This is a genomic window from Kytococcus sp. HMSC28H12 (genome assembly GCF_001816045.1).
Classification (GTDB): domain Bacteria; phylum Actinomycetota; class Actinomycetes; order Actinomycetales; family Dermatophilaceae; genus Kytococcus; species Kytococcus schroeteri.
Genome location: NZ_KV824422.1, coordinates 1 through 11338, shown reverse-complemented (window position 1 = coordinate 11338; position 11338 = coordinate 1). Strand labels below are relative to the sequence as shown.

General features: G+C 73.8%; 9 protein-coding genes. 7 read left to right on the top strand and 2 right to left on the bottom strand.

Annotated elements, in window-relative coordinates:
* Positions 1 to 149 precede the first annotated feature (149 nt).
* On the bottom strand, positions 150 to 1463 hold the full coding sequence (locus tag HMPREF3099_RS05580) for a UDP-glucose dehydrogenase family protein (RefSeq protein ID WP_070705074.1): 1314 nt from the start codon (positions 1461 to 1463) through the stop codon (positions 150 to 152).
* A 116-nt stretch (positions 1464 to 1579) separates the two neighbouring features.
* Between HMPREF3099_RS05580 and HMPREF3099_RS05575 the strand changes: the two genes are divergently transcribed.
* Positions 1580 to 1798 (top strand): biotin/lipoyl-binding carrier protein, encoded by a 219-nt coding sequence (locus HMPREF3099_RS05575; RefSeq protein WP_070705070.1) that lies wholly within the window; start codon positions 1580 to 1582, stop codon positions 1796 to 1798.
* 4 nt (positions 1799 to 1802) lie between these two features.
* Here HMPREF3099_RS05575 and HMPREF3099_RS05570 read toward each other — a convergent pair whose 3' ends face one another.
* On the bottom strand, positions 1803 to 3257 hold the full coding sequence (locus tag HMPREF3099_RS05570) for a CCA tRNA nucleotidyltransferase (RefSeq protein ID WP_070705067.1): 1455 nt from the start codon (positions 3255 to 3257) through the stop codon (positions 1803 to 1805).
* Between the two features lie 111 nt (positions 3258 to 3368).
* On the opposite strand from HMPREF3099_RS05570, the gene HMPREF3099_RS05565 reads away from it, so the two are divergent.
* From HMPREF3099_RS05565 to trxA, 6 genes are all read left to right on the top strand, one after another.
* Entirely contained in the window at positions 3369 to 3851 is a 483-nt protein-coding gene (locus tag HMPREF3099_RS05565) for an NUDIX hydrolase (RefSeq protein ID WP_070705064.1), read from the top strand.
* Positions 3839 to 5881 (top strand): hypothetical protein, encoded by a 2043-nt coding sequence (locus tag HMPREF3099_RS05560; RefSeq protein ID WP_141494363.1) that lies wholly within the window; start codon positions 3839 to 3841, stop codon positions 5879 to 5881. The genes HMPREF3099_RS05565 and HMPREF3099_RS05560 overlap by 13 nt, the downstream gene beginning before the upstream one ends.
* Before the next feature lie 22 nt (positions 5882 to 5903).
* The gene (gene murJ / locus HMPREF3099_RS05555; RefSeq protein WP_070705058.1) at positions 5904 to 7589 is read left to right on the top strand and encodes a murein biosynthesis integral membrane protein MurJ; all 1686 of its coding nucleotides are present in this window, start codon (positions 5904 to 5906) and stop codon (positions 7587 to 7589) included.
* A gap of 65 nt (positions 7590 to 7654) precedes the next feature.
* On the top strand, positions 7655 to 9733 hold the full coding sequence (locus HMPREF3099_RS05550) for a hypothetical protein (RefSeq protein ID WP_070705054.1): 2079 nt from the start codon (positions 7655 to 7657) through the stop codon (positions 9731 to 9733).
* A 118-nt stretch (positions 9734 to 9851) separates the two neighbouring features.
* On the top strand, positions 9852 to 10928 hold the full coding sequence (trxB, locus tag HMPREF3099_RS05545; RefSeq protein ID WP_371327511.1) for a thioredoxin-disulfide reductase: 1077 nt from the start codon (positions 9852 to 9854) through the stop codon (positions 10926 to 10928).
* 36 nt (positions 10929 to 10964) lie between these two features.
* The gene (trxA, locus tag HMPREF3099_RS05540; RefSeq protein WP_070705051.1) at positions 10965 to 11291 is read left to right on the top strand and encodes a thioredoxin; all 327 of its coding nucleotides are present in this window, start codon (positions 10965 to 10967) and stop codon (positions 11289 to 11291) included.
* Positions 11292 to 11338 lie beyond the last annotated feature (47 nt).

Genomic DNA, 11338 nt, shown 5'->3' with positions numbered 1-11338 from the left:
CCGCTGTCCGCACCGCGATGGGGGCCCGGGGACGCGCGCGGGCCGTCACCCACCACAGCTGGCAGGCGACTGCCCCGGTCTTCCTCGACGCACTGCGCCGCGCCGCCCGCTGAGGGGACGACGCGGCGCAACCGGTCGGTGCTCGGGCCTCAGGGGCGGCCGAGCCCCCGGTAGGTCCAGCCGGCGGCGCGCCAGGCCTCGGCGTCCAGGGCGTTGCGGCCGTCGATGACGGTGGGCCGGCCCACGATCTCCTTGAGCGCCGCGGGGTCCAACTCGCGGAACTCCTTCCACTCCGTCAGGTGCACCACGAGGTCGGCGCCGGTGATGGCGTCCTGCGCGGAGTCCGCGTAGGTGAGGGTCGGGTAGACCTTGGCCGCGTTGGCCATGCCCTTGGGGTCGAAGACGTGCACGTCGGCACCCGCCAGGTGCAGCTGGCCGGCCACGGCCAGCGCCGGGGAGTCGCGCACGTCGTCCGAGTTGGGCTTGAACGCCGCACCGAGCACCGCCACGCGGCGGCCGTGCAGGTCGCCGCCCAGCTCGCGGCGGGCCAGCTCCACCACGTGCTCGCGGCGGCGGGAGTTGATCTTGTCGATCTCGGCGAGGAACTCCAGCGCGTGCCCGGCCCCCAGCTCGCCCGCGCGGGCGGAGAAGGCACGGATGTCCTTGGGCAGGCAGCCACCGCCGAAGCCCACACCGGCGTTGAGGAACTTGCGGCCGATGCGGTCGTCGTGGCCGATGGCGTCGGCCAGCTTGGTGACGTCCGCGCCGGCGAACTCGCAGATCTCGGCCATCGCGTTGATGAACGAGATCTTGGTGGCCAGGAAGGAGTTGGCGGCCACCTTCACCAGCTCGGCGGTGGGCAGGTCGGTCACCACCACGGGCGTGCCGTCCTGCTCGATCGTCTGCGCGTACACCTCGCGCAGGACCTTCTCGGCGCGCTCGGAGGTCACGCCGAAGACCAGCCGGTCGGGGTGCAGCGTGTCCTGGACCGCGAAGCCCTCGCGGAGGAACTCCGGGTTCCACGCCAGCTCGGCGGTCACGCCCTCGGGGGTGTGCTCGGCCACGTACTCGGCCAGGCGCTGCGCGGTGCCCACCGGCACGGTGGACTTGCCGGCCACCAGCGCGCCGTCCTTGAGGTGCGGGGTGATGGAGGCGATCGCGGAGTCGATGTAGGTGAGGTCCGCGGCGTGGGAGTCGGCCTTCTGCGGCGTGCCCACCCCGATGAACACCACGTCGGCGTCGGAGATCTCGGAGAAGTCGGTGCTGAAGCGCAGCCGGCCGCTGGCCACCTGCTCGGCGAGGATGGGGTCGAACCCCGGCTCGTAGAACGGGCTCGTGCCGGACTGCAGCGCAGCGACCTTGGCCTCGTCGACGTCCACCCCGACCGTGTCGAAGCCCAGGTGGGCCATCCCGGCGGCGTGCACGGCCCCCAGGTAGCCGGTACCGATCACTGCAACGCGCATTCGCGTGCCTCCTTCGCCCTCACGGGCCCTCGCGGGTTCCGGCTCACGATATGCGATGCCGGGTGCCGGGCCGACGCGCACGCGGCCCCGCGCCCGGCGGTGGGAGAATCCCCACCATGAGCCAGCAGATCCTCTCCGAACTCGTCGCAGGTGTCGCCGCCGTCCACGTCACGGTCGGCCAGAAGGTGCAGGCCGGCACCGAAGTGGCGCTCCTGGAGTCCATGAAGATGGAGATCCCGGTGCTGGCCGAGGCCGACGGCACCGTCGAGGCCGTGCACGTGGCCCCCGGCGACGTCGTCCAAGAGGGCGACTCGCTCGTCGTCCTCTCGGACTGACCCCTCAGGCCTCGCGGGCCGCCCACCAGCGCCGCAGCTCGGCCTCCGCCGCCTCGGCACCCACCGGCCCGGCGTCGAGCCGGTACTGCAGTAGGTGGTCGTAGGCCTCGCCGAGCACCGGGCCCGGCGGGATGTCCAGCACCTGCATGATCTGGTGCCCGTTGAGCTCCGGGCGCACCGCCGCCAGCTCCTCCTCAGCCTGGATGCGGTCGATCCGCTCCTCGAGCTCGTCGTAGGTCCGGCTCAGCCGGGCGGCCTTGCGCTGGTTGCGGGTGGTGCAGTCGGCCCGGGTCAGCAGGTGCAGCCGCGACAGCATCGGACCGGCGTCGGTGACGTACCGGCGGACCGCGGAGTCCGTCCACTCGCCCTCGCCGTAGCCGTGGAAGCGCAGGTGCAGCTCCACCAGGCGCACCACGTCGCGGATGGTGTCCTTGTCGTAGCGCAGGGCACGCAGCCGCTTGCGGGCCATCTTGGCGCCCACCACCTCGTGGTGGTGGAAGCTCACGCGCCCCCCGGGCAGGAAGCGGCGCGTCGGCGGCTTGCCGATGTCGTGCAGCAGCGCGGCCAGGCGCAGCACGAGGTCGCGGTGCGGCACCTCCTCGGCGGCCCCCTCGCGCGGGCCCTCCAGGTCGATCGCCTGCTCCAGCACGATGAGGGAGTGCTCGTAGACGTCCTTGTGGCGGTGGTGCTCGTCGGTCTCCAGCTGCAGCGCGGGCAGCTCCGGCAGCACCTGCTCGGCCAGCCCGGTGTGCACGAACACCTCGAGCCCGGCGCGCGGCCGGTCGGCCAGCAGCAGCTTGGTGAGCTCGTCGCGCACCCGCTCGGCCGAGACGATCTCGATGCTGGCGGCCATCTCCTGCATCGCGCCCATCACCCGGGCCGAGGGCACCAGCCCCAGCTGCGCGGCGAAGCGGCAGGCCCGCATCATGCGCAGCGGGTCGTCGGCGAAGGACTCCTCGGGCACGGTGGGGGTGTCCAGCTCGCCCGCGGCGAGCGCCTCGAGCCCGCTGTGGGGGTCCACGAACTCCAGCTGCGGCAGGCGCAGCGCCATGGCGTTCACGGTGAAGTCCCGGCGCACCAGGTCGTCGGTGAGGCTCTCGCCGAAGCGCACCTCGGGCTTGCGGCTGGCGCGGTCGTACACGTCGGAGCGGTAGGTGGTGATCTCCACCATCTCCTCGCCCTTGCGCGCCCCGATGGTGCCGAAGGCGCGGCCGAGGTCCCAGGTGGCGTCCGCCCACCCCTCCAGCACGGCCTCGATGTCGTCGGGCCGGGCGTCGGTGGTGAGGTCCAGGTCGGGTGAGGTGCGACCGAGGAAGGCGTCGCGCACGGGCCCGCCCACGAGGGCCAGCTCGAAGCCGGCGGCGGCGAAGCGCTCCCCGAGCTCGCTGAGGAGCGGCATCACGGGAGCCAGGTGCTGCAGGGCACGCTGGAACAGCTCGGAGGCGGGGGTGTCGGTCACGGCAGGACAGTGCTCCTGGGTCGGGACGGGCGCGGCGCACGAGTCTACGGGGGGCCGCCCGGCAGGTCGGTCGGCAGACGTCCTCGCAGGTCAGGCCGCTACCATGTCCAGATGACTCTCTCGATGCATCACGCGGTGCAGTCGCCTCGGCGGCTGCCCTCGATGCGCGAGACCTCCGCCGGCGGGGTGGTCGTCACGGTGGAGCCCGGACGGGCCCGGCTGGCCCTCATCGCCCGCTTCAACCGCGCCCACCGCCTCGAGTGGTGCCTCCCCAAGGGCCACGTGGAGGCCGGTGAGACGCTCGTGGAGACGGCGGTCCGCGAGGTGGCCGAGGAGACCGGCATCCGGTCGCGCCCCGTGCTCACGCTGGGCACCATCGACTACTGGTTCTCCACCCCCGAGCGCCGCATCCACAAGCGGGTGCACCACTTCCTCCTCGAGGCGGTGGGCGGTCACCTCACGGTGGAGGAGGACCCGGACCACGAGGCCGTGGACGTGCAGTGGTTCGACCTCGCGCACGCGCACCGCACCCTGACCTTCCCCAACGAGCGACGCATCGCCCAGATGGCGTGGCGCCGGCTGTGCGGCGGCTGACCCGGCGGGGCCTGCGACTGGGGGTGGCCCTCGCGGCCGTGGGGGGTGCGCTCCTGCCCTCGGCCCTGCCCGCACCGGCGGCCACCGCCGCGCACCTCCCCTCCTCCTCGGTCACGGGACGCCACCTGCCCGCCGAGGCCGCGGCCGACCGCCCCCCGGTGGACCTGCGGGTCGACGAGGTGGCCCCGGGGTGGGTGACCGGGGGCCACGACGTGCGGCTCACCGCATCGCTCACCGCCGCCGACACCGAGGTGACAGACCTGCGCGTCACCCTCTCCACGGCCGCCCCGCTGGACAGCCGCAAGGAGGTGACCGCCTGGCTCGACGCCGGGGGCGGCGAGCGTCGGCGCGAGCAGGTGCGCAGCGCGGGACGCCTCAGCATCGGCGCCTCCCGCGAGGTGGCCCTCGACCTCACGAGCCCCACCGTGGACCGCCCCCGCGTGCTGCCGGTCTCCGTGGCCGTCTCCGGGGTGGTGGACGGCGAGCGACGCCTGCTCGACGTGCAGCGCACCGTCGTGCCCGTGCTGCCCGAGGGCGGGGTGGACCGGACCACCGCCCGCGTCGGCTGGGCGGTGGGGGCCACGGCTCCCCTGTCGGCCGCTCTCCTCGACGAGGAGGACGACGAGCGACGCGCGGCCTGGACCCGCGCCCTCGACCTCAGCGGGTCGGTGGCGGCCGCCACGGACCTCGGGGACCGCGTCACGCCCGTCGTGGACCCCGCGGTGGTGCCCCACCTCTCCGGTGACCGTGCCGACGCCCTGGGGACCTCCCGTGACGGTGCGTGGCGCCTGGTCCGGCACGCCGTGGACCCGCTCGACGTGGACCCCGCCCGGGAGGCCCTGTGGCGCCATGCCACCGCTCCGCAGGAGGGCGTGGAGCGTCCCCTGGTGCTGGACCTGAGCTCCAGCTCCGGACGGCAGGGCAGCGACGACCCCCGGCTGCACCGCCTCGTGGACGCCACCGCCGAGGACACCGTGGTGCTGGCCCCCTCCGGCTTCCGCGGCGAGGACACGGCCAGCGGTCGGGACGCCGCCGCGGACCCGGGCAACTGGTGGCGCGGCCACCGGGTGGGGTGGGTCGACCAGGCCTCGAGCCACCACCTCGGCGAGCAGGAGAGCGCACCTCAGGGCGACGCCGGCGGACGGGCGCTGCCCGGACAGGCCCTGCTGGGGCTCACGCTCCTGGCCGACGAGACCCGGGAGGCCCACGGTGCGGACCCGGGGCAGGTCCCCGACCTCGTGCTGGCCCCGGACCCGGCCCGCGTGGACGCCGCCGCCCTGCGGCACGCGGTGGACCTGGCCACTTCGGCCCCCTGGCTGCAGTCCGTGCCCGCCGCCGAGATGCTCGCGTGCACCCGGGACTGCCCCACCGAGGCGCCCGAGGGCACTGCCTCCTGGCCCGCCATCGAGCCGCGCACCCCGCGCCCCTCGCCGCCGGCCGAGCTGCCCTCCGTGACCGGGGACGCCGCGGCCCTCGCGGAGGTGGTCGACCGCGGGCCCACCGACCTGCTGCGCGACGGCCCGCTGGCCCAGCTCTCCACCGTCTGGGAGAACGAGGAACAGCGCCAGCAGTCGTGGACGGAGCTGCACCGCACCACCGACGACCTCCTCCGCGCCCTCGACGTGGAGGACAGCACCGTGAACCTGCTGGCCGACGACGCCGAGCTGCGCGCCACCGTGGCCAACAGCAGCACCACCTCGTTCCACGACCTCCGCGTGGTGGTGCGGCCCGGCAACGACCGCGTCACCGCCGACCAGCCCGAGGGGTCCCTGGGGCTGGGGGCCCGTGGCCGGGCGAGCACCTCGTTCACCGCCCGCACCCACGCCGCCGGCCAGGTGCCGGTGCGCATCCTGGTCACCACCCCCGACGGCGGGCGCGTGCTGGCCCGCGGCGAGGTCACCGTGAACGCCCGGCCCGCCACCGGCTGGTGGTACGCCGGCATCGGTATCGTGACCGCGCTCCTCATCGGGTTCGGCGCCTGGCGCACGGTGCGCCAGGTGCGGGCCGGAGCCACCCCACCGCCCTCCTGACCGTCCCAGACCGGAGACCCCCGTGAGCAACTCCTCCTCCGTGGGCCGCAACGCCGCCCTCATGGCCGCCGGCACGCTCACCTCCCGCGTGCTCGGACTGGTGCGCGTGGCCCTGCTGACCGCGGCGCTCGGTGCCGCCACCGACGTCGGCAACGCCTTCGACACGGCCAACCAGCTGCCCAACGTGCTGTTCATCATCATCGCCGGGGGTGTGCTCAACGCGGTGCTCGTGCCGCAGCTCACCAAGGCGATGCGCCACTCCGACGGCGGTCAGGACTTCACCGACCGGCTGCTCACCCTGGCGCTGGTCATCATGGGCGCACTCACCGTGGTGGCCGTGCTGGCCTCGCCGCTGCTCGTGGCGCTCTACGGGTCGGGCTACTCCCCGGAGACGGCGCGGCTCTCGGTCTTCTTCACGATGCTGTGCCTGCCGCAGATCTTCTTCTACGGCCTGTACACGCTGCTGGGGCAGGTGCTCACCAGCCGTGAGAACTTCGGCCCGTACATGTGGACGCCGGTGCTGGCCAACGTGGTGCAGATCGCCGGCATCGTGGCCTACCTGCTGGTCTTCCCGCGCGAGCCGCGGGTCGCCGACGTCACCTGGCCGATGGTCCTGCTGCTGGGCGGCAGTGCCACGCTCGGCATCGTCATCCAGGCCGTGGCACTGATCCCGCCGCTGCGCAAGGTCGGGTTCCGCTACCGGCCGCGCTGGGGCTTCCGCGGGGTGGGGCTGCGCTCGGCCTCCCAGGTGGCGATGTGGTCGCTGGCCACCATCGTCGTGGCCCAGTTGGGCGTCATGGCCAACAAGTCGGTCCTCTCGCACGCACCCCACGGCGTGGCCGGGCAGGCCGCCTACACCAGCGCCTTCCTCATCTTCATGCTGCCGCACAGCCTGGTGACGGTCAGCCTGCTCACGGCCATGTACCCGGCCATGTCGCGCCGCATCCACGACCGCGACATGGCCGGCGTGGCCGGCGACCTGCGCCGCGGCCTGCGCAGCACCACCGCGGCGGTCATGCCACTGGCGGCCCTGCTGCTCGTGATGGGCCCGGCCGTGGCGGCGCTGATGTTCCCCTCGCAGACCACCAACACGGTGCGCGCCATCGGCTTCGCGGTCGGCGTCCTGGCCGTCGGACTGGTGCCCTACGCCGCCATCGCGCTCTTCCAGCGGGCGTACTACGCCTTCGAGGAGGGCTACAAGCCCTTCGTCATCCAGATCCTCTCCACCTGCCTCATCGTGGCGATGGCGCTCATCGCCCTGGGGCTGCCGCCGGAGAAGGTGCTGCTCGGCATCGCGCTGGCGCAGACGCTCTCGCAGTTCGGCGGTGCGGCCTTCTCCACCCTGCTCATCCGCCGCCGTGTGCCCGGGCTGGCGCTGGGCTCCCTCGTGGCCTTCTACGCGCGCCTGTCGGTGGCCAGTCTGGCCGCGGCGGCCACCGCCTGGGGTTCGATGCAGTGGGTGGCCCGCCGCACCGGCGCCGACGCCCTGGTCTTCGGCACGGACCTGTCCAACCACTGCGGGGGTCCCGGTGAGATCGCCTGCCGCGAGGTGCCCCGGGTGGCCGACCAGTGGCTGCCGGTGGCCTTCACGGCGCTGCAGGCCGGGCTGGTGTTCGTGGGGGTCTTCGCCCTGCTGGCCGCGCTGCTGCGCATCGACGAGGTCTCCGGCGTGGTGCAGCAGGTGGTGCGCCGCCTGAAGCGCGCCTGAGCCGCCCCTAGGGCCTCCTACACTCGCAGGACGCACCCCTGCGCCATCCCGACCGAGAGGACATCGTGCCCGCACTGCAGCCCGGTGACATCGTGAACGGCCGTTACGAGCTGCTGCACCCGGGGTCCCCGGTGCCGGGCGTGGAGCGCTGGATCGGCCGCGACACCACGCTGCACCGCCACGTGGACCTCTGGATCACCCCGGACGACCACCCGCTGGCCGCCGCCGCCCAGGACGCCGCCCGCCGCGCGGCCCTCGTGGAGGACGGGCGCCTGCCGCGCGTGCTCGACATCGGTGTGGAGGACGGCCTGCAGTGGGTCGTCACGCAGCACGACGCCCGCTCCCGGTCGCTCGTGGAGCTCGTGGAGGAGGGGCCGCTGCCCGCGCACGAGGCACGGCGGCTGGTGGGCGAGGCCGCTCTGGCCCTCGAGTTGGCCCGGCGCCACGGCGTGCACCACCTGGCGCTCACCCCGGAGTCGCTCCGGCGTGACGCCGACGGCGGGGTGGTGGTCACCGGGCTGGGTCTGGCCGCGGCCCTTGCGGGCACCGACTCCCTCGACGCCGACCGGGCCGCGCAGCGCGACACCCGCGGCCTGCTGGCGCTGCTGCACGCGGGGCTCACCGGCACCTGGGGCGGTGACACCGCCTCGGCCCTCCCACGCGCGGAGCGCGACGGCCTCGGTGTCGTGCGCCCCTCCGAGGTGGTGGACCACGTGCCGCACGACCTCGACGAGCTCTGCTCCCACCTGGGCCTCGGGGGGCACCCCGTCCTCAACGGGCAGGAGGTCCGCACCCCCGGCGAGCTCGCGGAGGTCCTGGCCCCGTGGAACAGCAGCACCGTCCCCGGGCGGGGCCGGCGGAGGGACCGCGGTGCGGCCTCGGACACCACCCGTGCCGTGCCGGCGGCCGGCGCCGTGACCACCGCCGTCCCCGCGGCGGGCCCCGAGCAGAGCGGGAGCACCCCCGAGGAGACGACTGCGGACGCGCCGACCACGACCATCCCCGTGGTGGGGGCTGCTGCGGCCTCGGCGGCCGCGTCCGGTCAGGCCTCCTCGGCGTCCGGCCCGGAGGCCACGGGTGCCGCTGCCGGCGAGGCCGTCGACGCCGAGGCGCCGGAGGCAACGCACACCGACGGCACCGAGGAGGGTCCTCAGGACCGTCCCGCCGCCGCAGCCGCGGGTGGAACCGGTGGCCCGGGGCGCACGCAGCTGCTGGTCGCCGGCCTCGGGGCCCTGGGGGCAGCGGCCGCCCTGGCCCTGCTCGCGCTCGGCGCGCCCCACCTCCTGGGCGGCGACGACGCCGAGGACAGCGCGGCCCCCACGAGCACCACCCAGCCGGGTTCTCCCGCGCCGGCGGAGCCCGCCCCGGAGGACACACCGACCCCGACGGCCTCCTCGCCGCAGGACGTCACGCCCTCACCGGACGACACCACCGGTCAGGGTGACGAGCCGTCCCCGGACTCCGGCACGCCCTCGCAGACCGACGGGCCCACCGGCACCGAGCCTGCAGACACGGCCACGGACGGCGACACTCCTACGCCCACCACGCAGGACACGGCATCCGACTCCCCGGAGCCCACCACGGCCCCGGCGCCCACGCCGACGACGCCGTCCCCCGAGGCGCCCGAGAGCCCCACCACCACGCGCGAGACGCGGCCTTCACCGTCCGAATCGCCCTCTGCCAGCGCACCGTCCAGCGAAGGCAGTGCTCCGGGCAAGCCCTACCGGCTCCACGGGATCATCGGCTACGACCCCTTCCACGACGGTGACGAGCACACCGACTGGACCCACCGCATCAACAACCCGGCCACCGACCTCGCGTGGTCCACGCACAAGTACGACCACCCGCCGTTCGGTGGCTACACCGACGCGCTGGGCCTGCGCGTCGATCTCGGTGACCTGCGGACCGTGCACGCCGTCGACATCGGCATGCCGCAGGGCGACTGGACCTACGAGGTCCGCGTCGGCCCCAGCCAGGACGTGGGCCGTGCCGTGACCATCGGCGGACGCCGTGGCGGTGGCGACGTCACGTGGACCGCCGAGAAGCCCGTCCAGGGCCGCTACGTCTTCGTGTGGTTCACCGGCACGGGGCAGGGGCCCGACGGCAAGTGGTCGGCCCAGCTCAAGGACATCACCGTCCGCTGACCCCCTCGCCCGCCACCCCGGGGCCATGAGGTCCCCGCGGAACACCGGGCCCCGCCCGACTGTTGTCACCCCCGGTGCCCAGGCACCGCGCCCCACCCCCGGACCCCCAGGAGCCCTCGTGAGCATCATCGCCCAGACGTCGGCCGTCTCGCTGCCGACGCAGACAGCCGCCCAGCCCGCCACCGAGCCGGTCGAGGGCGAGGTGCGTGAGGTCGTCATCGTCGGCTCGGGCCCGGCGGGGTACACCGCCGCCGTCTACGCCGCACGCGCCAACCTGCGCCCGCTGGTCTTCGAGGGATCGGTCACCATGGGCGGGGCGCTCATGAACACCACCGAGGTGGAGAACTTCCCGGGCTTCACCGACGGTGTCATGGGCCCGGACCTCATGATGCAGATGCGCGCCCAGGCCGAGCGCTTCGGGGCCGAGCTGGTCACCGACGACGTCGTCGAGATGGACCTGGCCGGCGACGTGAAGGTTCTCCGCGACGGGTCGGGCGGCACCTACCGCGCCCGCACCGTCATCCTCGCGATGGGCTCGGCCTATCGCGAGCTCGGTCTTCCTCGCGAGAAGGAGCTCTCCGGCCACGGCATCTCGTGGTGCGCCACGTGCGACGGTGCCTTCTTCCGTCAGCAGCACATCGCGGTCGTCGGTGGCGGTGACTCCGCCGTGGAGGAGGCCACCTTCCTGACGCGCTTCGCCGACAAGGTGACGCTGGTGCACCGCCGTGACGCCCTCCGCGCGTCCAAGGTGATGGCCGACCGTGCCGCGGCCGACCCCAAGATCGAGTTCGCCTGGAACTCCGAGGTCTCCGAGATCCTCGGCGAGGACAAGCTCTCCGGCGTCCGCCTGCGCGACACGCAGACCGGTGAGGAGCGCGAGCTCGACGTCACCGGCCTGTTCATCGCCATCGGCCACGACCCGCGCAATGAGCTCGTGAAGGGTCAGATCGACCTCGACGAGAGCGGCTACGTGCAGGTGCAGGGCCGTTCCACGCTGACCAACCTCGCGGGCGTGTTCGCCTGCGGCGACCTGGTGGACCACACCTACCAGCAGGCCATCACCGCAGCCGGCTCCGGCTGTCAGGCCGCCCTCGACGCCGAGCGCCACCTCGCCACGCTGGACGCGTCCACCGTGGAGACCGCCCAGACCGCGCCCGCTGCGGACGAGACCGTCCCCGGCGACGCGCCCGCCTGACCCGACCAACCCGAACCACCACCACAGGAGGAACCCATGGCTGGAACCAGCACCACCACCGACGCCACCTTCGACCAGGACGTCCTCAAGAGCGACGTCCCCGTCCTCGTCGACTTCTGGGCGGACTGGTGCGGCCCGTGCAAGCGCGTCGCCCCCATCCTCGAGGAGATCGCTGGCGAGACCGAGGGCAAGCTGCGCATCGTCAAGCTGAACACCGACGAGAACCCGCAGACCGCCGCCAAGTACGGCATCACCTCCATTCCCACGATGCACGTCTTCTTCCAGGGCGACATCGCCAAGACGATCATCGGCGCGCAGCCGAAGCCCAAGCTACTCAAGGAGCTCGAGCCCTTCCTGGGCTGACGTCCTCCCACTGCTCCGAAGGGGCCCGCGAGCCACGTGCTCGCGGG

Bases quoted from the DNA above. Each gene is read 5' to 3' on its own strand.
- HMPREF3099_RS05565 (WP_070705064.1), top strand. From the start codon at position 3,369: ATGACTCTCTCGATGCATCACGCGGTGCAGTCGCCTCGGCGGCTGCCC.
- HMPREF3099_RS05580 (WP_070705074.1), bottom strand. From the start codon at position 1,463: ATGCGCGTTGCAGTGATCGGTACCGGCTACCTGGGGGCCGTGCACGCC.
- trxA (WP_070705051.1), top strand. From the start codon at position 10,965: ATGGCTGGAACCAGCACCACCACCGACGCCACCTTCGACCAGGACGTC.
- HMPREF3099_RS05575 (WP_070705070.1), top strand. From the start codon at position 1,580: ATGAGCCAGCAGATCCTCTCCGAACTCGTCGCAGGTGTCGCCGCCGTC.